Source organism: Plebeiibacterium marinum (assembly GCF_026013615.1).
GTDB lineage: Bacteria > Bacteroidota > Bacteroidia > Bacteroidales > Marinilabiliaceae > Saccharicrinis > Saccharicrinis marinus_A.
On record NZ_JAPDPI010000032.1, the window covers coordinates 17138 to 40322 of the forward strand.

The window sequence follows — 23185 nt, forward strand, 5'->3', positions numbered from 1 at the left end:
TTATGACCGTGGCTTATTTTTTTTGAGCTAATTACTAGTTTTGTTTGATGGAAAAGAAGTTTAAATGGATTGGCTTTGATGCTGATGATACATTGTGGGAGAACGAACCTTATTTCAGGGAAGCAGAGCGCTGTTTTTGTGAGTTGCTAAAAGAGTATGGAAGTGAGGAGGAGTTGGTTCGGTCATTATTAGATACCGAGATTGGCAATATTGAGTATTATGGCTATGGTATTAAAGGCTTTATACTTTCCCTTATTGAAACTGGTTTAAAAGTGTCTGATGGAGAATTGCCTCAATCTGTAGTAAATAAACTTATTGACTTGGGTAAAGAGTTGCTTTGTAAACCGGTTGTTCTGTTAGATGGGGTGGAGGAAGTTCTTATTTCACTTGTAAATGCAGGGTACAGGCTTATTGTTGTTACCAAAGGTGATCTTTTGGATCAGCAAAGGAAACTACAGAAATCAGGACTTGAAAAGTATTTTCATCATATTGAAATTGTAAGTGAAAAGAATGAAGATAATTACAGGAAACTGCTCGGGCATCTTGATGTGGATCCTAAAGATTTTTTAATGGTCGGCAATTCTTTAAAGTCTGATGTTATGCCGGTTTTGGGTATTGGAGCATACGCAGTACATGTGCCTTTTCATACTACATGGATTCATGAACATGTAGACAATGTTGATCAGATACACCATTATTGGGAGATTGAAAAGATTGCTGAAATTCATAAAATTCTGGATGTCTAAATTCAATAAAATGGGTAATGTGTTGAATATTACCCTATTGTGATTTTTGAATTAATCAGCAAGTTTGGTCGGTTCGTCAAAGGTTTTTATATTCTTGTCAAAGCAAAGTATACGTATATAGTTTGTTACGTAACATTGTTCAACTGCACTATGCTGTTGTAATACACAGGTAGTCTATTAAATACAGTGTTATGAAACAAATTTTTTTATTATTACTTGCATTCGTTGGAATTGCAAAAATTGGGATGTCACAAAATTATGCTTCTTTGAGTGAAGTGAAATTTACAGACAAGGAAATACATAATGAATATATAGATCAGGTGTTTGATTGTTGTTGCTATTTAATGCAAACCCCTGATAATAAGAAAGACGAGAATAGGGAGGTGGCCATTGATTTTGTTCTTCGCTGGGCAAATGCGTCCACAAACCATATGGTTGAATTAGATGATCAGATTAAAGAGTTGCTGGAAGAAAGGGAGGATTTGTTAAGGTTATATTCCGTTTTCTACGTAAATGCATCAATGGAAAGTAATGGGCAAGAAAAAGAAGAGGTAAGGAGAAAAGCCCTGGAATCGTTTGAGAGGTATTGCTTTAATTCATCTAATAAGGTAAAGGCTACAAAGCCAATGAAAGAACTCTATCAATTGAAAAGTGAAGGAGATATTGTTTCGATTGATGATTATTATGCATTAAAAGAAAGGATAAACTGATAAAGTTTATCCTTGCCATTTTGTTGTAATATTTTAAAGTTGATGACTGGTGTGCTGGTATAGAAAAGCTGTGGTTCTAAATTAATCTGAAGGCTTAATTTAAAACAATAGCGTTTTCTTTTGTGGGCAAGGTAATGATAAACGTAGATCCCTGGCCTATGGTGCTCTCAACTGTTATTGTACCTTCGTTTTTTTCTATGTACTCCTTACTTATTATCAGCCCTAAGCCAGTCCCTTTTTCTCCATTTGTACCACATGTTCTGATTGAGTTTTCAAGACTGAATAAATTTTTAATGGTTGTGGCGTCCATACCAATGCCATAATCTTTAATAAACAATGTGGTGTTTTGACTTTTTGATTCCGAGTATATATCAATCCGGCTTCCGGTGTGCGAAAATTTGATGGCGTTGTTGATGATATTTCTGATGGCCAGTTTAATCATGTCCTTGTCCCCATATATAGTTGTGGCTTTTTGGACTGTTGAGATAATGTTTATTTTCTTTTTTAAAGAGGCTAATTTGTAAAGGTCAATTTTTTCATCTATAAGTTCCTTCAGGCAGAACCTGGTTTTAACCAGGCTTATCCTGTCGTTTTGGCTTCGCGACCACGATAGTAAGTTCTCTATCAATGTGCAAACTCTTTGTGAAGACGTCTCAATGAGTTTGATGTAGTTTTTCCTTTTCTCGTCTTCTAAATCGTTATACCCTTCGTATAATAAGGTGGAAAAACCTAATATAGATTGAAATGGGCTTCGGAGGTCATGTGCAATGATGTCAAAAAATCTGTCTTTTGAAGAGTTTGCTTTTAAATATTTCTGACTGGTTTCTTCCAGTTTGAGTTTTTGCTTTTTGATTCTTTGCTGACTGGAAAGGAGCTGTTTGTTGGCAATTTGTAGTTTTGATGATTTTTCTTGAATAAACTTATTTTGCAATACAATTTCTTTGTTCTGATTTTTTAGAGTGGTATTCAAAAGCTTGAGTCTATAATAATTAACTGCAATAATGGTGCTGATTAAGATTATTGATAGCAAAAAAGTTATTAGCAACAAACGAATCAGGCGTTGTGTTTTAATTGTAGCTTTTTGGATAAGTATTTCATTGTCTTTGTTTTTTGAGTTAAACTGAACGTGTAACTGGCTTATTTGTTGGGACATGGTTGAGTGAAAGAGTATTTTTTGTGCATTGATGTGTTGCATAAGAAAATCATACGCTTTGGCGGTGTCCCTATTGCTGATATATAGCTTGCTAAGTTCGTACAGGGTATTTGATGTACGGTCTTTAAAGTGGTTTTTCTCTGAAATAAAAAGCGCTTTGTTGTAGTAATATAAAGCCGAGTCTTTGTTGTTTAATTTGGAGTAATAGTTTCCTATGTTGAAAAACAAGTTGGTAGTTTTATATGGATTGATTTCTTCCTGTTTTTCTAAAAGACATAAAGCTTTTCGAAAATATTGTGCCGCAGTTACTAAATTATCTGTTTGAAAATACAACTCACCTATGCTCTCCAATAGTTCAGCCTTTAGGTTGGTGTTATTACTAACGTTAGCTGTTTTCAGGGCATTCTTGAGGTGGCTAAGTGCTAAACCCATTTCATTTATACTGCAATGATAATCAGCCAGGTTAATTTGTAAAACTATCTGTTCTTCAGGATCGGGATATTTGCTCAGCAAATGTTCTGCTTTGTTTGAATAAACTATGGCCTCGTTGTACCTGTTCAAGTGGTTTAATGAGTAGGCAAACAGGTTGTAAATTGGAATTAGTTTTGATGAATCTTCTTGTAGTTCAGTGATTTTTAGTGCGTAGTAGAAGCTGTTAATAGCCTTTGCAAATGCACCGGTTTTATTGTAGGTTTTACCCATTGAAATATAGAGGGAAGCTTTTATGTTGTAGTTGCTGATTTTATCGGCCACCTCCGATATTGTATAATTATTGTCAATTAAAGTCGCAGAATCAATACTTTGATTAGTATGGGCCTTGCCCGTATATGATAAAGTTAAGAATAATATGAATAATAGGAGTTTGGGTTGTGATCTTTGAGGTGTCATGTTTTTTAGGTTTGTAATGTTCGAGTGGGTTTTGTAATGTATTATAAGTTAATGTTATATGGTTGATTTTTTTTGAGCGAATCGAAATTAATAAAATTATTTAAAAGAGCCAATAGTTATATTTGTTTCCCATGTTGCGATATTTTGTTAATTTAACTGAGATCTTGTATTGATAGGCTTTTCGGAAGTTTTACTGAATGAAATATTTAGTAAAAAATTATAATAGTTAGTTTTATAGATAGTAAACCGAGGAAAATGATAAAAGCATTTAGATTTTTACTGTTTTGGTTAATCATCCTGAATGGGAGTCTTGCAACTTCTCAAAACAGCAAGATTGGTATCCCCGAGATTGAATATTATAATCGCCGTGTATATCATGCAGCAACCCAAAATTGGGATATCACCCAGGGAGCCACAGAGATGATGTATTTTGCCAATAACACAGGAATGCTTGAATACGATGGTACTAACTGGAAAAAATATTCAGATTTCGGGGGTGTGGTTATGCGTTGTGTACAGGCTGTAGGTGACAAAATTTATACAGGAGCTTATAATGAAATAGGATATTACTCCCCTGATGAAAATTGTAATCTGGTGTATAAGTCCTTGGTTCAGGACCCTAGGATAAGGGAGCTTGAAGATTTTTGGTCTATCCATAGCTGGAATAACAAGGTTGTATTTCTTTCGCTGAAGGGATTGTGTATTTATGAAAATGATAAGCTGCAGTCCATAATCCCATCTTCATCGCGTTTTATCTCATCATTTGTTGTAAATGGTTTGCTGTTGGTGCAGGATGAGAAGGATGGTTTAATGGAAATCAGGGGGGATAAGTGTTATCATGTTGCCAATGGAAAAGTACTTTCGGGTAAGCAGGTTTCTACTATCATGTCTCTATCTGAGTCTGAACTGCTGATAGGAACGATTAATGATGGGTTTTACATATGGGATATGCAAAACATTTACCCCTGGGAGGTATCATCTAATAAGTTGCTGAAAGAGGTGAATATATATCGGGGACAAAAGTACAGTGAGGAGCTTTTTGCCATTGGTACCATTCAGGGAGGTCTTGTGATGATTGACCGGCGGGGTGATGTGTTTATGCAGATTGATAAAGACAGGGGTTTAAACAACAATACTTTGCTGAGTATATTTGTTGATAGGGAAGGTAATATTTGGGGAGGACTGGATAATGGGATTGTAAAAATAAATTTTAATTCAAGTATTTCCTTTTTACAAGGTTATTACAATCTGGGAACGGGATATACAATGGATAAGTTTGGGGGGGATTATTATTTTGGAACCAACCAGGCCTTGTATAAAATCAGTGAGGAAGGATTTCGTAACCCTTTAAAGGATAGGGATGATTTTGAAAGGATAGCTGGAACTGAGGGACAGGTGTGGAGTGTGTATCATGATGAAAATACGTTGTTGTGTGGACATACAAACGGGGTTTTTCAGGTTAAGGGTAATAAAGGAGAATTGCTCTCTTCGGAAGAGATAAGCGGGGTTTGGGTTTTTAAAAGAGTTCCTGGGCATGAGGACTTATTGATGTTGGGAACCTATTCCGGATTGATAGTTCTTGAAAAAAAAGACGGAAAGTGGCACTATAGAAATAAAGTAAAAGGGTTTGATGAATCTTCCAGGTTTCTTGAATTTGATAGTTTTGGAAACCTATGGGTTTCACATGGTTATAGGGGAATCTATAAAATGCATATTAATGAGGGTATTACCGAGGTTAAAGATGTTATGCGATTTAAAAATGAAGAGGTTGCGGATAATAAGAGCTCGTTGGTATTGTCAAAAATAAATGGGGAGTGCATTTTTACCAGTGAAGATGGGGTGTATTCTTATGATTTAGAAGAAAGCAGTTTTGTAAGAAATAAAAAGTATGAAACAATTTTTGAAAAAATAGATTTCCCCAATTCAATTATTCAGGATGATTACCGGAATTTATGGTGCTTCTCCAGTGGTACCACATACGTTCTTCGGTATTTGGAAGATGGTTCATATAGAAAGATTGAATATCCGTTTCTTCCTTTGCATCAAAAATTGGTTAATGCTTTTGAGTCATTGTATATTGAAGATGCTGATAATGTGTTTTTTGGTATAGAGGATGGTTTTGCTCATTATTCGTCAGATGCCTTTAAGAATTATAAAACGCCTTTTAATGTGCATATAAGATCCTTTCAGGAATCTAAGGATTCAGTCAGTTATTTTTTACATGGTAATGTATTGTCGCAGCAGGCTATACCTGAGTTCCCTTTTAAGAAAAATGCTTTTGAAATTAGTTATGCAGCAACCTTTTTTGAGGATCTTAATATTGAATATACAACAAACTTAAAAGGGTATGATAGTTACCATAGCACATGGACAAGAGTTAATAAGGTTAATTATGCCAATTTACATGAAGGAGAATATGTTTTTGAAGTAAAGGCCAAAAATAGTTATGGTATTGAGTCTTTACCAATTCAGTTTAAGTTTGTAGTGTTGCCTCCATGGCATAGGAGTACCTCCGCAAAAACAGGATTTGCCATACTGTTTGTTGTGCTGTTGGCTTTGGTGTATTATTTCTTTTCAAAAAGGATAGAATTGAGCCGACAGAAAGAAAAGGCAAAGCAACAGGAGCGGTTCAGGATAAAAGAAGAGCAGTTGAAAAATGCCGCCCTGGTATCGGAAAAAGAAATGATTCGCTTAAGAAATGAAAAACTCCGCAGTGAAATGGTTTTTAAGGAAAAGGAGCTTGCCAATTCAACGGTGCATATAATACAAAAAAATGATTTCTTATCAGAGATAAAGGACCAGCTAAAGCGAATTGTTAAAGTTGGCGATAAAAATGAGTGGGAAAGAAAGGTGCGGAGTTTAATTAAAAAAATTGACAGGGATATTGCCAATGAGAATAACTGGGAGGTTTTTGAAACCCATTTTGGTCAGGTGCACGAGGCTTTTTTCCAAAGGCTTAAAGAAAAGCACCCTGAATTAACTTCCCGGGAACAAAAGCTGTGTGCCTATGTAAAAATGGGTATGGCCAGTAAAGATATTGCCTCATTAATGAATATTACTACGCGGGCAGTTGAAAACAACAGATCAAAGTTGCGTCAGAAGCTTGGCATGGTTCAAGGCGACAACCTTCTCGATTATATAGAACAGCTATAGTAACCTGCGTTTAACATTTTATACTTCGCTATCCTCTTTTTGATTTTTGTTTACAGTGATTCACATTAGTAATGTGCAGCACAAAGTATATACGATGGGTTAAATGTGAATAAATGTAAAAATATTGATAATTAATTGGGATAGGTATAATGAGTTGTTGGTATGTTGTTAAAATGAACTTTTAGAATATGTAAATGTTAGAAATAGAGTGATATATAAAATGTAATATGAGGTTTTAATGAGGTTTTTTTTGTGATAAAATGAGTATTTTATGATGTGCAAAATTATAATACATTAACATTTGATTGCAAATTTGTGCTTAGTTAATTCTAAATCCCATAAGCACGGAGTTGATTAGTAATTTATCTTTCAAACTGTGCACAACTGAAAGATGATTATAAAAAGCTCTTCCGCTAACTGGAAAGTTTAAGTGGAAAATGAAAAATTAAATTTAAACGTATGAAACATTTATTTGGAACATTTCTCCTGTTTTTGTGTAGCACCATAATCTGGGCACAAGAAGTTACAATTACAGGAAAAGTTACATCCGCAGAAGATGGCATGCCAATGCCGGGAGTGAGTGTGGTAATAGAGGGTACCACAATCGGAACAATTACCACTATTGATGGTGATTATTCTTTAGCTGCTAATAAAGGGGATGTTATCCTTTTCTCTTTTATTGGTATGCAATCGCAAAAAATCACTGTTGGTGATGAAGATGTTATTAATATAGTTTTACAGTCAGAAATATCAGACCTTGATGAGGTGGTTGTTGTTGGGTACGGGGTACAGAAAAAAAGGGACCTGACAGGTGCTGTTTCAATGGTGGGCTCTAAAACAATTGAAGCACTTAAACCGGTTAAGGCAGAACAGGCTTTGCAAGGTACCGTATCTGGTGTAAATGTAACATCTGGTTCAGGAGCCCCTGGCGCTGATTTAGATATTAGGATCCGGGGTATTTCAACAAATGGAGATGCTGCTCCTGTGGTTATTATTGATGGCTATCAAGGTGATTTGTCGTTAATTAACCCTACTGATATTGAGAGTATAAGTGTGTTAAAGGATGCCCAGGCTGCAATATATGGTACCATTGGGGCTAATGGTATTATTTTGGTCACTACAAAATCAGGTAAAAAAAATAGTCCTACAAGAGTTACCGTAAATAGTTCTGTGGGTATCCAGGAAACTTCGCGTAAGCTGCCGGTTTTAAATGCTACAGAATATGCAGTTTTGCTTAACGAAGCCTATGCTGCCAATGGCGAAAGTTTGCCGTTTGCAAACATTGCGACTTTGGGAACAGGCACAAACTGGCAAAACGAATTGTTTGACAGGGCGCCTGTATACAATACGGACATTAATATTTCCGGAGGCTCTGAAAAAATGACCTACTCAATGAGTGCTTCCGGTCTGGACCAAAAGGGAATTGTTGGGGATGATAAATCGGGCTATAAAAGAAATACTGCTAAATTAAATTTGACTGCCGATTTATCAGATAAACTGAAATTGCGCACCTCGCTTTTTTATACTTCCGCAACCCGAAAAACAATCAATGAAAATGGTTTGGGTTCGGTGTTGTTTAATGCCTTAAATATGCCGTCTACCATGCCGGTGTTTAATGGAGAGGGCGAATATTATTTAGCACCTACCAGTCTGGGAAATGAAATAATTAACCCATTGGCTCAAATAGAAAATACTTATAACGATTACAACCTAAGTAAATGGAATGGTAGTTTTTCTTTCGATTATGCATATAACCAACATTTAAAGGCAACTGCACGGATTGGCTTTAATACCACCAATGATAAATCCAAAGAATTTTCGAAAGAGATAGATTACGGAGGAAAAGTGTTTGATGTTACCAGAAGTTCTGTTTATCAGGAACAGAATAATTATAACGATTACACTTTTGATGCATTTATTACTTATGATAATACATTTGGTGAGGCACATCATTTTACCGGCACACTTGGAACCACCATTTTTAAAGAATGGGGAGATCACCTGGATGGAACAGGGTATGATATTCCGAATAATTCGTGGGAGTATGCGGATATTGGTTTGGCTTCTGGTGTTAGTGATACAAAAACGGCTGGCTCATGGACTTATGACCAACGAAGGCTGTCGTATTTTGCCAGGATGCAATATGATTTTAAAGGAAGGTATTTGTTATCTGCCATGATGCGCCGTGATGCATCAACCAAATTTGGTCCTGACGAAAGTGTTGGATATTTCCCTTCGGCTACTGCGGGTTGGGTAATTTCAGATGAAAGCTTTTTAAAAGACGTTGAGGCCTTCGACTTTATTAAGCTGAGGGTGAGTTATGGTATTCTAGGTTCCGATAAGATTGATAGTTACCAGTATATCTCAAGCCTGGATGGCGAAGCAACCTATGTTCTGAATGGCAGTTTAGTAAATGGCCGGGCGGTTGGCGGATCAGTTAACCCTGGCGTAAAATGGGAAGAGTCAGAGCAGTTTGATGTTGGTTTTGATATTAAAATGTTGGGAAACAAACTGGATTTAGTTGCAGATTATTTTGTTAAAACTACCAATGATTTGCTGATTCAGGATGTTCCGGTTTCGGGTATCCTGGGAGTTGGAGCTCCAGGGGCAAGCGGGCCAACAATTAATGCAGGAGAGGTGCAGAACAAAGGTTTTGAGTTTGCAATTGGTTACAGAACAAATATCACTCCGGATATGGTTATTAAAGCCAATTACAACATCACAACCCTGCATAATGAAGTTACCAAGGTGAATAATGGCACCGGTTTTATTGAAGGAGGTGCATTTGGGGTAGGACAGCCGGCACCCTCTCGCATGGAAGTAGGCCTGCCAATTGGATATTTCTATGGTTATAAAACAGACGGCCTTTTCCAGAGTCAGGCAGAGGTTGAGGCTCATCCATCACAAATTGACCTGGGTGCAGAGGCCTCGCCAGGAGATATTAGATATGTTGATGTGAACAAAGATGGTGAAATCAATGATGAGGACAGAACAAATATTGGCGATCCTATTCCGGATGTGACCATGGGGTTGAACTTATCATTAGATTATAAAGGGTTTGACTTTACTGCTTATGCTTTTGCTTCGTTAGGCAATGAAATGGTTCGTAATTATGAAAGGACTAATGCTAACGTAAACCGATTGAGTACCAGTTTAAACAGATGGACAGGTACGGGGACAAGCAATACCGTTCCAAGGTTAACAACAGCAGCAACAGCTAACAATGTTTTTTCTGATTATTATGTAGAAGATGCATCCTATCTTAGAATACAGAACATACAATTAGGTTATAGCTTGCCCAAAAGCATAACTGAAAAATTAAAAATCAACAGTTTACGGTTTTATGCTGCGGTGAGCAATCTGTATACTTTCACCGAATACACGGGGTATGACCCTGCCGCAACCAGCGGAACGCCTATAGGAGGAGGAATAGATTATGGATTCTATCCTGCTGCCAGAACATATACATTTGGATTGAACCTAAACTTTTAAAAGATTTTTACAATGAAGAATACAAGATATATAAAAGGAATACTAGGGGTTTTAATCTCACTGTTTTTGATGAATTCATGTTCTGATGACTTTGTGGAACAGTCTCCTGAATATTCTATCGATTCAGAAAATTATTTTAATTCTGAAAATGATTATTACGAAGCATTAATTTCCAGTTATGATGTGTTACAAAGTACGTATGTAAATGCTATCCTGGGGGAAATTGCTTCAGACAATACGCTTTGCGGAGGTGAGAGTGCTACGGATGTAATCGGGTGGCAACAAATTGACGACATGATCCACACCCAGGTAAACGATAATCTTAAAAATGTTTGGGATTGGATGTTTGCGGGGGTACAGCGTACCAACTATTTTATGGAGTTCAAGGATAAAACCGATTTTGAAGGTAAGGAAAGCATGATTGGAGAAATCCGTTTTTTAAGGGCGTATTATTATTTTGAGTTAGTAAAATGGTTTGGAGAAGTGCCCTTAAAGGTTGACCAGCGTTTTATCCTGGGAGATGAAACTTCGGTACCCCGCTCTTCTGTTGCTGGTGTATATGAGCAGATAGAAACAGACCTGGATTTAGCTATTAAAGTATTGCCCGTTACACAAGAGGAAGTAGGCAGGGTAACTAAAGGAGCAGCTCAGGCCTTGCTTGGAAAAGCGTATCTATACCAGGAAAAGTTTACAGAAGCTGCCGCGGTATTGGAGAGCCTGATTGCAGATGGTAACTATTCATTAATAGAAGACTACAATGAAATTTTTGAGTTTGATGGAGAAAATGGTGTTGAGTCGGTATTTGAAGTTCAATATACCGATGTGGAAGGGGCCAGTTTTGACTGCCTGCAATGTAGTGAAGGAAATGTAGCGGTAGGTTTTAGCGGCGTAAGGGGGTATGATGGACCATTGTTTTCGTCGGGTTTTAGTTTTAATGTTCCTACAGAAGAGGCCGTGGATGAATTTGAACCTGGCGATTTACGTAAGGATGTTGCTATTCTTGATATTGTAGCCTGGGCCGAAGAAACCGGAGCCGCATACAGTGAAGGATATGAACATACGGGTTATTTCAATAGAAAATATCTTCCCCGTAAAAGAAGTTCGGAAGCACAGGGAGACCTGAACCTTACCAATCCAAATAACTATCGTGCTATTAGGTATGCCGATGTTCTGTTGATGGCAGCAGAGGCTTATAACCGGGGCGGCATTGATGATTCAAAAGCCCAGGAGTACTTATCGCAAGTGAGAAGAAGGGCATTTGGGGATACAAACCATGATATAACTTACACTGGTGCTGCTTTAACAGATGCCATATATCATGAGCGAAGGGTTGAACTGATGGGCGAAGGACATCATTTCTTCGACTTGGTGAGAACGGGCAGGGCTGCCGATGAAATTGATGGCTTTACTGCTGGTAAAAACGAAGTGTTCCCTATCCCGCTTCAGGAAATTCAATTTTCAAATGGAAACTGGGTGCAAAATCCTAACTATTAAAAAGAATCAAAATGAAGATATTATATAAGTTAACAGCATTTATTTTTATCGCATCCCTGTTTTTTGCTTGTGAAACAGACGAAGATAAAATGTATAACCTTGATTATATGAAGGCGCCTTCAAATATATCGGCGATCTTTGATGTTACTCAGGATAATACAGGACTGGTAAGCATTACTCCAAATGCAGAAGGAGCTCAAAGCTATGTAATTGATTTTGGCGACGGCGCAGATACGGAAGAATACAAAGTAGGTGAAGCCATAGAGCATATCTTTTCGGAGGGGGTTTATAATGTTTCGATTACAGCTGTGGGAATAACAGGATTGGAAACTGATTTTACCCAGGAGCTGAATGTTACCTTCAAAGCACCCGAAAATGTTGAGGTTACTATTGCAAATGATAATGTAAACCCACGTATTGTTTCAGTAACAGCAAAAGCTGACTATGCCACTGTATTTGAAATTTATTGGGGCGATGCAGTTGATGAGGAACCCACAATGGCTATGCCGGAAGAAGCGGTTACGCATACTTATGAAGAACCGGGAGATTATGACTTGAAGGTAATTGCCAAAAGTGCGGGTGCCGCAACTACTGAGTATACCGAAACGGTTAATGTTCCAGCGGCTTCGGATCCCATCACTTTACCGGTTAACTTTGAATCGTTTACTGTTAATTATGCCTTTGCTGATTTTGGTGGGGTAACATCATCGGTGGTTGATAACCCGGATGCCAGTGGAAATAATACCAGTGATAAAGTGGGTCATTCGGCTAAGCCTGCAAGTGCCGAAACATGGGGCGGATCTGTAATGACACTTGGAAGTCCAATCAATTTTGCTGACAAAACATTTAAGGTGAAAGTATGGTCTCCAAAAACAGGGGCAATAGTTAAACTAAAGGTAGAGAATCTGGATAATGGTGATATTAACCATGAGGTAGACGCCACCACAACAGTAGCCAACGAATGGGAAGAATTGAGTTTTGATTTCTCAGGGATTGATACAAACAATGAATACCAGAAAGTGGTGCTGTTCTTTGATTTTGGGAATATGGGAGAGGACTCAAACTACTATTTCGATGATATTAAGTTAGTAACGGAGTCGGCAGCAGGAACCGGGATTGAAGGTATTTGGAGTGTTGCGTCTGAGGCAGGCTCAATAGGAGTTGGCCCCGGATTGGGCGATACTTCGTGGTGGACTATTGATGATGCGGGTGTTGCAGAAAGGGCCTGTTTCTTTGATGACACTTATATTTTTGGGGCTGATGGTTCCTTTAGTAATGTGTTGGGTGGAGAAACCTGGGTTGAAGGTTGGCAAGGCGGATCGGATGCTTGTGGTGCTCCCGTTGCTCCTCACAATGGTTCAAACCAGGCAACATATACCCACGATACAGGTGCCGGAACAGTTACGATCAGTGGTCTTGGTGCTTATCTGGGAATTCCTAAAGCGGTTAATGGCAGTGAACTGGCAAGTCCTGATGACGCTGCTCAATCCATAACCTATGATGTAGAGCTTTCTGAAGGTAACACGGTAATGACCGTTGATATCTTTATTGGTGGCGAAGCCTGGTGGAGGTTTAAACTTGTTAAAGTAGGGGAGGTTTCTTCTTCGCCTTTGGCCGGATCGTGGAGCGTTGCGTCTGAGGCCGGGGCTATAGGAGTAGGTCCCGGAATGGGCGATACCTCATGGTGGGCTATTGATGATGCGGGTGTTGCAGAAAGGGCCTGTTTTTTTGATGATACTTATGTTTTTGGTGCAGATGGCTCGTTTAGCAATGTGTTGGGTGGAGATACCTGGGTTGAAGGATGGCAAGGCGGATCAGATGCTTGTGGTGCCCCGGTTGCTCCTCATGATGGCTCTAACCAGGCCACATATACTTACGATGAAGATGCCGGAACGATTACCCTGAATGGTCTTGGTGCTTACCTGGGAATACCTAAAGCGGTTAATGGCAGTGAACTGGCAAGTCCTGATGACGCTGCTCAATCCGTAACCTATGATGTAACACTTTCGGAGGGTAACACGGTAATGACCGTTGATATTTTTATTGGAGGCGAAGCCTGGTGGAGATTCAAGCTTGTAAAAAACTAAAAGGAATAAATAATGAAGACATTAAAATATATACCGATAATTTTATTCACATGCCTGGCATTGGTTTTTACAGGTTGTGAAGAAGAATACAGCTTAGGAGAGTTAAAAACCCCTTCGAATGTAAGTGTTACGTTTGAAGTGGTTGGGGTGGATGATGAGAATCCTTATGGTGACGGCAGTGGATTGGTGAATTTTACGGCAACTGCCAACGATGAAATCACTTTTAACTACATTTTTGGAGATGGTACCAATACGGGTGTGTCGGCCGATGGTAAAATTACCCACCAGTTTTCTAAAAATGGAGTGAACACCTATACGGTTACAGCAGTAGCCGTGGGTACCGGGGGCATTTCTTCAAGCGCATCTGTTCAGGTTGAAGTTTATAGTAGCTTTAGCGATGAGGAAGCACTGGAGTTCCTGACCGGAGGAAGCTCAAAAACCTGGTATTGGGCAGCCGATCAGGCAGGCCATGTTGGATTAGGCCCTAATTCGTATGATTCGGAGGGTTACCATACCTGGGCTTATTGGTTTAATGCGGCAGCTTATGAAAAAACATGTATGTACGATGCCGAGTTTGTGTTTACAAAAGATGCCGCAGGTGGCATAACCTTTGAGCAATCGGCAGGGAATGCTTATATACCGGGAACCTATGCCGGTAAGATTGGGGTTGAAGGTGACAATTGTTACGGCGACGATGTGGCAACAACCATGTATGGCGTTAAAAATGTAACCTTTGCTCCGGCCAATTCTATTGCCACAGAAGATGGCCAGTACAGGGGAACCAGCTTTACCATTAAAGATGGTGGATTTATGTGCTGGTACGTGGGAGCAAGTACCTATGAAATCATTGAAGTTACAGACAATATTCTTAAAGTCAGGATTGAAGAAGATGGCACCTACGCCTGGTATCATACATTCACCAGTACAAAACCGGGTGACGAAAGTGGGAATGAAGAGTTGGATGTGGAATATACTAACCTGCTTTGGGCTGATGAATTTGATACGGATGGGGCTCCTGATGCAACCACCTGGACTTATGATTTAGGTGCAACGGGTTGGGGGAATAATGAGGTTCAGAATTATACTAACAGCCTGGATAATGCCAGTGTTTCGGATGGGATACTGAAGATTACGGCAAAGAAAGATGGTAGCAGCTATACTTCTGCCCGTTTAAAAACGCAAGGTTTACGCGAATTTACCTATGGGCGGGTAGATGTTAGGGCAAAACTTCCTGAAGGGGGTGGAACCTGGCCTGCTATCTGGATGTTGGGCGCAAACTTTTCAACAGTGGGATGGCCCAATTGTGGCGAGATTGATATTATGGAAGGAATAGGAAATACGCCCGGTCATGTTCAGTGTGCCTTGCATACGCCATCCAGTAGTGGGGCTACTGTAAATATGGAAAGCACTACGGTAAACGATGCCTCTTCTGAATTTCATGTGTATTCGGTTAACTGGTCAGAAAATCAGATTTCATTTTTAATAGATGACGAAATCTACTATACCTATAAGCCTGAAACAAAGAATAGTGACACCTGGCCTTTTGATGCAGATCAGTTTATTATTTTAAATGTTGCCATGGGCGGTACTTTGGGTGGCGATATCGATCCTGCTTTTGTAGAATCTGCCATGGAAATTGATTATGTGAGAGTGTATCAGTAATAATTGTTACATAGTGCTTGCAAAAAAATATTTTTATTATTAAAAATTTAGATGATGAGGTGGTTGCTGTTAATTTTTTCAATACTGGTTATTGCTGGCTGTGGTTGTGGTAATCAAAAAAATAAATACAAATTGGTGTGGAGTGATGAGTTTGACTACACTGGTTTGCCCGATGGGTTAAAGTGGAATTATGATACTGTAGGCAATTCCTGGGGTTGGGGTAACAATGAACTGCAATATTATACCTCAGAAAGAAAAGAAAATGCCTGGGTAAATGATGGGAAACTGATTATTACTTCACTTCAGGAAGAGGGTTTTCCTGCTAAATATACTTCTGCAAGGTTAACAACAAAACATAAGGGCGACTGGCTTTATGGCAGAGTGGAAGTGCGTGCCAAAGTAAGTAAAGGTACCGGGATTTGGCCTGCCATATGGATGTTGCCAACAGAAAACAAGTATGGGGAGTGGCCCCATAGTGGTGAGATAGATATCATGGAGCATGTGGGGTATGAGCCGGATACAGTTTGTTTTACGGTGCATACGGGCGCCTATAATGGGATGTACCAGACCCAGAAATCCCAGCCGGTATATTTGCCTGAGGCGGAAGATGCTTTTTACACTTATGCTGTGGAGTGGACAAAATCAAAATGCGATTTTTTTGTGGATGATAACAAAGTGTTTTCGTTTAAAAAGAAATCGGACAATACCGAAGAATGGCCTTTCAACCACCCTTTTCATTTATTATTGAATGTGGCTGTTGGCGGAAACTGGGGTGGCAAGCATGGTGTGGATGATTCCATTTTTCCACAGTCGATGGAAGTGGAGTATGTTAGGGTGTACCAGATGGATAAATAGCTATAATGGTTTTATATTAACCTGAGTTCGACATAAAATTTTAATCGAACTCAGGTTATTAAGTACAAAAATTTCGTGGTTAAAAACATAAAAACGATATTGCAGAAGGAAAAAAATACACAAATAATATCGCAAATTATAAATTGGAGCAAGGAGCTCTTGCCTCTGATCTAAAAACTAATTTTATTCAAAATGAAAAAAACAAAATTGTTGCTTTTCGCCATTCTATCTATTCTTGTGTTTAACGCTTGTAATCCGGGTACTTCAAATATGAATAAGGATGCTATTGATAAAAAAGTGGAAGCATTGCTTACCCAAATGACCATAGAAGAAAAAGTGGGACAGATGGTTCAGTACAATGGTTTTTACGATGCTACAGGACCGGCCCCTTCTGATGGGAACGCGCAAAAAAAATATGAGCATCTGAAAAACGGGATGGTGGGCTCTTTTTTAAATATTAAAGGGGTTGAACAGGTAAGGGCTCTGCAAAAAATTGCCGTTGAGGAAACCCGTTTGGGAATTCCACTGATATTTGGGTTGGATGTGATTCACGGACAAAAAACTTTGTCGCCAATCCCTTTGGGTGAATCGGCCAGCTGGGATTTAAAAGCTATTGAAAAGTCGGCCAGGGTTGCTGCTGTTGAAGCTTCGGCCATGGGTGTAAACTGGACTTTTGCCCCAATGGTTGATATTTACCGCGATGCCCGTTGGGGACGCGTGATGGAGGGTGCCGGTGAAGATCCTTACCTGGGTGCCAAAATTGGCGTGGCCCGTGTTAAAGGTTTTCAGGGTGATGACCTTACTGCAAATAATACTATAGCAGCTTGTGCCAAACACTTTGCAGCTTATGGTTTTGTTGAGGCCGGAAAGGAATACAATACCGTTGATGTGGGCACTTCTACGCTGTTTAATATTGTGTTTCCGCCGTTTAAGGCTGTTGTGGAGGCTGATGTAAAAACCGTGATGAATGCTTTTAATATTGTAAACGGAATTCCGTCTACCGGTAATAGTTTTATGCAACGCGAAGTATTAAAAGGAATGTGGGGCTTTAAGGGTTTTGTAATTTCAGACTGGGCCAGTGGTGCCGAAATGGTGAGCCATGGTTTTGCCAGGGATCTAAAAGAGGCGGCCATGCATGCTGCCAATGCAGGTTCGGATATGGATATGGAATCGTATGCTTATGTTGAATATTTGGTCGACCTGGTTAAAGAAGGTAAGGTTAATGAGTCGGTTATTGATGAGGCTGTAGGCCGGATTCTTCGGGTGAAGTATGAACTGGGACTTTTTGATGATCCATATAAATATTGCGATGAGGCTAGGGAAAAAGAACTGGTGTGCCATAATGACCACCAGCAAGCAGTATTGGATATGGCCCGCAAGTCGATTGTTTTGTTAAAGAACGACGGAAAAGTATTGCCACTAAAAAAATCACAAAAGAAAATTGCCGTTATCGGAGATTTGGCCGATGATAAAACCAGTCCGCTGGGAAGCTGGAGGGTTAGTGCCGACGATGAAACGGCCGTGTCGGTAATTGAAGGTTTAAAAAAATATACTTCGAACTTTGCTTATGCCAAAGGAGTGGATTTGGTAACCAACCCGGTTAGCTTTGTAACAGAACTGGATATTAATACCACCGATAAACGCGGTTTTAAGGAAGCAGTTAAGTTGGCCAAAAAGTCGGAGGTGGTAGTAATGGTATTGGGCGAGCATGGTTTTCATTCAGGAGAAGGGCGAAGCCGTACACGGATAGGATTGCCCGGATTGCAGCAGGAGTTGTTGGAAGAGGTTTATAAGGTTAATAAAAATATTGTTTTGGTGCTGATGAATGGCCGTCCGCTGGCATTGCCATGGGCTGCTGAGCATGTTCCTGCTATTATGGAAACCTGGCACCTGGGTACCCAATCGGGTAATGCCATTGCCGATGTGTTGTTTGGCCAGTATAATCCATCCGGTAAGTTGCCAATGAGCTTTCCCCGCAGTGTGGGACAATGTCCTATCTATTACAACCACTTTAATACCGGTCGCCCGGGAAATTCCGGGGATAATGTGTTCTGGTCGCATTATACCGATGAGGAAAATACGCCGTTGTACCCCTTTGGTTTTGGCTTGAGTTATTCCGATTTTGAATACAGTGATTTGGTTATTGATGATGCTGACCAAAAGAATATCAAGGTGTCGGTTAAGGTAAGCAATGTGAGCAATGTAGAAGGCGAGGAAGTAGTTCAGCTATATATCCGCGATAGGGTTGCTGCGGTTGTGCGTCCGGTTAAAGAGTTAAAAGGCTTTGAAAAGATTGTGCTAAAAGGAAAAGAATCCAGAACCGTTACCTTTTTGCTTACCGAAAAAGAGCTTGGTTTTTACAATGGCGAAGGAACCTTTATGGTTGAACCAGGTGAGTTTGATGTTATGGTAGGAACCAGTTCGGCAGAAGGATTAACCGGAGCTTTTGTGCTGAAGTAGAGGTTAGGGCGCTTTTATTACTCACAGGGTGACTATTAGGAATTTAGGAACCGATCTTAATATGCATCATGCAAAAAAGATCGGTTCCTTAGTTTTGTTTAGGTTAATAACTTCAAGTTGTTTCTTGCTAAGCCGCTAAGTGGCCTCGCTAAGAGCGCAAAAGAGTAAAACTACATCCTGAGAATCAATCTTCCCCTTGATAAGGGGAAGTACTGCGCAAAGCGCAGGGAAGGGGTCTGTATACTCACCGGGTGACTATTGGCATTTTGCTAATAGTCACCCTGTGAGTATTAGACCATAACGCTAAAAATCCAGCAAATCGATTTTAAATTTTAAAACTTCATTGGCTATTTTATTTGAGGTTCCTCTGTAAGCCTGACTGCTTGGGATATATAAATAGGCCTCTCCTCCTTTTTTCATTAAAGGTATACCAACTTGCCATCCTTTGATAAGACCACCTAAATTAAAAGTTACTGCTTCATCCGTTTTTTCAATTTCTTCATCATTAGGAATGGTGTAAAGTTCATATTTTACTGTTATATTAGAATCTGTTTCCGGAAAATCCTCTCCAGATCCTTCAGCAATATGCTGAATATAAACGCCCGATTCCTCATCTTTAATGGCATTGGTAATTTCATTCGCAACAAAATACTCTTGAATGATTTTATCATCCATTTCCTCAATTGTTTCAGCGTAATCGTTTAAAGTAACTCTAAATCTTAAAACAGAATTAGCCTGCGGACTTGTAGAGCCATAAAAGGCATATCTGCATGGGATATAGATATCGGCTACTCCTCCTTCTTTCATATATGGGATACCGATATTTAGGCCTTGAAGTGTTTTCTCCAACTCCCATTTGGTTAAATCTTCAACTTCTGCTACTAGTTTATTGCTTGGTAATGAATAATACTTATAATATACCCTCACAACACCTCCTTCTTCAGGACTTTCTCCTTCTCCTTCTTCAATAATATCAATGTACACACCACTTTCATCAGCAATAGCGTTTTCAATATTATTGGTGGTAAAAAAGTCCTGAATAGTTTTATCATCTCTCTCAATAGTTTCTTCCATAGTAGGATAATCATCTGAGTCATCCATACAACTTGATAAGGCCAATAACACACCAAACACCAATAAAATTCTTCTCTTCATAATTATTATTTTTTAGTAAAAAACTCGATGTGTATGACTGGTGAAAAACGTAAGGGTTGCGTTTGTTACTCACAGGGGTGACTTATACTCACGGGGTGACTATTAGCATGATGCCAATAGTCACCCTGTGAGTAACATAGTCACCCCTAAAATTATTCTTCATTATTTATTACTTCAGGTTCAAGCTCAATTGAACCATTTTCTTTTCTTGTTTTGCGAGCTTTGGCTGTGGAAGTAATGTTTGTGATTGTTTGATTGATACCGTCAATTAATTCCTTTATACTTTCATTGGGGTTGAATTCAGCTTCATATTCCAATGCATTTATAACAGAACAAAAGTCCTTGTGCAAATCCTTTCTGGAGCTCATCACCAAAGGCTTTTCCTTGCCCTCAAGGTTATCCCTTTTTATAGAAATCTCCTCAAAAGCTTTTTGTGCAATACTTACCTGGTTAATATGCTCTCCACATGCTGTAGTTTCAATGTGTGGAAGATTTATTTCAAGATTTATTTCGGCAAGTAACGACTTAGTTAGGCTAGTTTGTTTTGCATCACCCTCGTTATGCATCGACCATCCATGCCGTTTAATAATGTTGTAAATAACCTTTGCCGATGCTGCAATTTCTTCCTGCCAATGGTAACACTGAGAATCAATAAGGTTTCTGAAACCTAAAAATCGAAAGTCGCGGGTTTGCTCTGCCTGGTTTACTTCAATGGTTAACGGACTGCTTTGTTGTCTTTTAATAGCTATTTCAAACTCATTTAAATGGTTATCGATTTTAGCGATAAGTTGGTTTTTTTTGTCTTCAGAGAGATTTGAAGATTTAATAGCTGTTTTAATTCCGTTAACCATAGCATAAAATTCACCACTGGTTAAAAGGTGGTGATAAATTGGTTTTAAGTTCATGTTAAAAAAGATTTAAAAAATTATTGTGGCCGCAATGTACTATGTATTTTGAGATTACAAAAAATCGCGATTTTTAATAGAAAACACATTCGTCTAAAAAATGCATAAGTTTATCAATTAAAAAATCCTGATCATCATAACCAATATTGAATTAGTCAATATTAAAAAAATATAGGTTTGTAGGTTATTGTAAAAATCATATGGATTTAGGCCAAATGATAAACTAAATGACAAAATGATAAGTTGTTGGTTTTTATTAGTAGTTATCAGAAATAGAAAGAGATGTAAGGTGCTGTTAACTGTTGATTTGTGGCGACATGCTGTTTTTATTAAAAAGTCAAATGTTAAAAAGTATTAATACTGACAACCCCAATCAAACGCTACATTGAGAGAAAATAAAAACTGATAGCCCAAATGAAGGCCTTCAATGACATGAATCAAAAACTGACAGAGCCAATAAAGCACTACATTCACAATAAAAAATGCTGATGCACCCAATGAAGCGTTACATTGGGAGAAAAACATAACTGACAGCCCCAATCAAACGCTATATTGAGAGAAAATAAAAACCGACAGACCAAATGAAAGCCTTCAATGACACAAATCAAAAACTGACAGAGCCAATAAAGCACTACATTCACAATAAAAAAATGCAGATGCACCCAATGAAGCGTTGCATTGGGAGAAAAATAAAACTGATAGCCCCAATCAAACGCTACATTGAGAGAAAATAAAAACCGACAGACCAAATGAAAGCCTTCAATGACACGAATCAAAAACTGACAGAGCCAATAAAGCGCTACATTGACAATAAAAAATACTGACGTTCTCAATGAAGCGTTACATTGGAAGGATAATAAAACTGACAGCCCCAATCAAACGCTACATTGAGAGAAAATAAAAACCGACAGACCAAATGAAAGCCTTCAATGACACAAATCAAAAACTGACAGAGCCAATAAAGCGCTACATTCACAATAAAAAATGCAGATGCACACAATGAAGCGTTACATTGGAAGGATAATAAAACTGACAGCCCTAATCAAACGCTACATTGAGAGAAAATAAACCTGATACACCCAATGAAGGACTTCAACGACACGAATCAAAAACCATTAGAAATTAATCATCACCAATCAATAATTAAAGACAGCCGTTATTGAATAGACGAACAAATTAGTATATTTGATTGGCAAATAACAAAAGAAATCAAACAATTATGACTATTTACCGATAAAGCCAAAATGCAAAAATAATTATAACCCAATATATACAAAATATATATAAGTTCGTTAAATCAATTAGTTACAGAGGTTTTAAACCTTGCATATAATATATGTAAAGTGAATGGGTTTAGCGAAATGTTGGCGGGCATAATAACGCGAGAATTTATATCATGGTAGGATGATTTTAACAACTTCAAATAATAAAAAAATCTCTATAAAATAACTTAAGCTTTTATTCCAAAAAAATAGATTTATGAATCGTTTAAAAATTTATACAACTGGATTTCTTTTGCTTCTTCTTTCAATTGGATTGAGTTTTTTAATATTCAAATTTAGGTCTTCAGTTAATTTCGGAAGTTATATTGACCCGATTTATCATTTATGGTTATTTGGACCAACTTTAGCATCAATAGTTTTCATATTCGTAATTAAAAAGGATTCTTTCAATTTGATTTCTTTAAAAAATATTCAAAACAAGAGGAGTTTCTTTGCCACGATAATTGTTATGATATTTTCTGTTTTACTCGCAACTTTGATTCAATATATTCTTGGATATACAGAATTTCAAAGAAGTAATCAATTGTTCTTTCTTTTTAACTATCAGTTTTCTCCAATGGCAGGGTCGATTTTGTATTTAATGTTGCTTCTAATTCACGCAGGATTTGCGGAGGAATTTGCATGGAGAGGATACTTGTTTTCAAAATTAAAGACCCTATCTTGGCTTGAAATGATTATACTATTAAATTCTATATGGGCAATATGGCATTTCCCTTTTATGCCTTTTAAAGAGTGGTATCAATATTTATTATTTTGGATTCTTTGCATTGAACTTGGTACGGTTTTAATTTATGTTCGAATTAAAACGAAATCCGTGCTTTCTTCAATGATTTTGCATCCATTAGTTGTTTTTACTTTATCAGTGCTTTTTGTGCCATATTTCAAGATTATAAGTAAAAATGGAGCTGGTTGGCCAAACTATATAGTAGCCTTGATTTTCTTACCAATAAGTATCTACTATTTTAAAAAGGGACAAATAATATATAATAGTTACGCCCCCCCACACACACGGCATCATAAACCATGCGGGGCGCAGTGATTCGCTAGGTTGCGGTTATTTCAATAAGTCCGCCCAATGTTTTTAAAGAAACTATTTATTGTTAAATTTAGTCCCTGTAAAAACATTGGGCTAAGTGCGATGA

Annotated in this window: 13 protein-coding genes; 10 read left to right on the top strand and 3 right to left on the bottom strand. The window is 38.3% G+C overall.

What is annotated here, in order from left to right; all coding sequences use genetic code 11:
• Positions 1–47: 47 nt before the first annotated feature.
• Complete coding sequence (locus OM074_RS14755) at positions 48–746, top strand: HAD family hydrolase (protein ID WP_301200781.1); 699 nt, start codon at positions 48–50, stop codon at positions 744–746.
• Positions 747–937: 191 nt separating this feature from the next.
• Positions 938–1456, top strand: coding sequence for a hypothetical protein (locus OM074_RS14760; RefSeq protein WP_301200783.1), 519 nt, complete (start codon positions 938–940; stop codon positions 1454–1456).
• A gap of 94 nt (positions 1457–1550) precedes the next feature.
• Here OM074_RS14760 and OM074_RS14765 read toward each other — a convergent pair whose 3' ends face one another.
• The gene (locus OM074_RS14765; protein WP_301200785.1) at positions 1551–3497 is read right to left on the bottom strand and encodes a tetratricopeptide repeat-containing sensor histidine kinase; all 1947 of its coding nucleotides are present in this window, start codon (positions 3495–3497) and stop codon (positions 1551–1553) included.
• Between the two features lie 255 nt (positions 3498–3752).
• Here OM074_RS14765 and OM074_RS14770 point away from each other — a divergent pair, with 255 nt between their 5' ends.
• The 7 genes from OM074_RS14770 to bglX all read left to right on the top strand — a co-directional run bounded on the left by OM074_RS14770 (position 3753) and on the right by bglX (position 18700).
• On the top strand, positions 3753–6650 hold the full coding sequence (locus OM074_RS14770; protein ID WP_301200787.1) for a triple tyrosine motif-containing protein: 2898 nt from the start codon (positions 3753–3755) through the stop codon (positions 6648–6650).
• A 459-nt stretch (positions 6651–7109) separates the two neighbouring features.
• Positions 7110–10142, top strand: coding sequence for a SusC/RagA family TonB-linked outer membrane protein (locus OM074_RS14775; RefSeq protein ID WP_301200789.1), 3033 nt, complete (start codon positions 7110–7112; stop codon positions 10140–10142).
• Positions 10143–10154: 12 nt separating this feature from the next.
• Positions 10155–11636 carry a RagB/SusD family nutrient uptake outer membrane protein gene (locus OM074_RS14780; RefSeq protein WP_301200791.1) on the top strand — a complete coding sequence of 494 codons (1482 nt, stop codon included), beginning with the start codon at positions 10155–10157 and terminating at the stop codon, positions 11634–11636.
• A gap of 11 nt (positions 11637–11647) precedes the next feature.
• The gene (locus tag OM074_RS14785) at positions 11648–13723 is read left to right on the top strand and encodes a hypothetical protein (RefSeq protein ID WP_301200793.1); all 2076 of its coding nucleotides are present in this window, start codon (positions 11648–11650) and stop codon (positions 13721–13723) included.
• A gap of 12 nt (positions 13724–13735) precedes the next feature.
• Positions 13736–15385, top strand: coding sequence for a family 16 glycosylhydrolase (locus OM074_RS14790; protein ID WP_301200795.1), 1650 nt, complete (start codon positions 13736–13738; stop codon positions 15383–15385).
• Between the two features lie 51 nt (positions 15386–15436).
• Complete coding sequence (locus tag OM074_RS14795; RefSeq protein ID WP_301200797.1) at positions 15437–16240, top strand: glycoside hydrolase family 16 protein; 804 nt, start codon at positions 15437–15439, stop codon at positions 16238–16240.
• A 192-nt stretch (positions 16241–16432) separates the two neighbouring features.
• Positions 16433–18700: a beta-glucosidase BglX gene (gene bglX, locus OM074_RS14800; protein WP_301200799.1), complete on the top strand. Its 2268-nt coding sequence runs from the start codon at positions 16433–16435 to the stop codon at positions 18698–18700.
• A gap of 303 nt (positions 18701–19003) precedes the next feature.
• On the opposite strand, the gene OM074_RS14805 is transcribed toward bglX, so the two are convergent.
• Both OM074_RS14805 and OM074_RS14810 read right to left on the bottom strand, forming a co-directional pair.
• A complete protein-coding gene (locus tag OM074_RS14805; RefSeq protein ID WP_301200801.1) occupies positions 19004–19855 on the bottom strand; it encodes an FKBP-type peptidyl-prolyl cis-trans isomerase in 852 nt (283 codons plus the stop codon).
• 152 nt (positions 19856–20007) lie between these two features.
• A complete protein-coding gene (locus tag OM074_RS14810) occupies positions 20008–20760 on the bottom strand; it encodes a DUF6261 family protein (protein ID WP_301200803.1) in 753 nt (250 codons plus the stop codon).
• A 1479-nt stretch (positions 20761–22239) separates the two neighbouring features.
• Between OM074_RS14810 and OM074_RS14815 the strand changes: the two genes are divergently transcribed.
• Positions 22240–23082, top strand: a complete 843-nt coding sequence (locus OM074_RS14815; RefSeq protein ID WP_301200805.1) for a CPBP family intramembrane glutamic endopeptidase — start codon at positions 22240–22242, stop codon at positions 23080–23082.
• Positions 23083–23185: the final 103 nt, after the last annotated feature.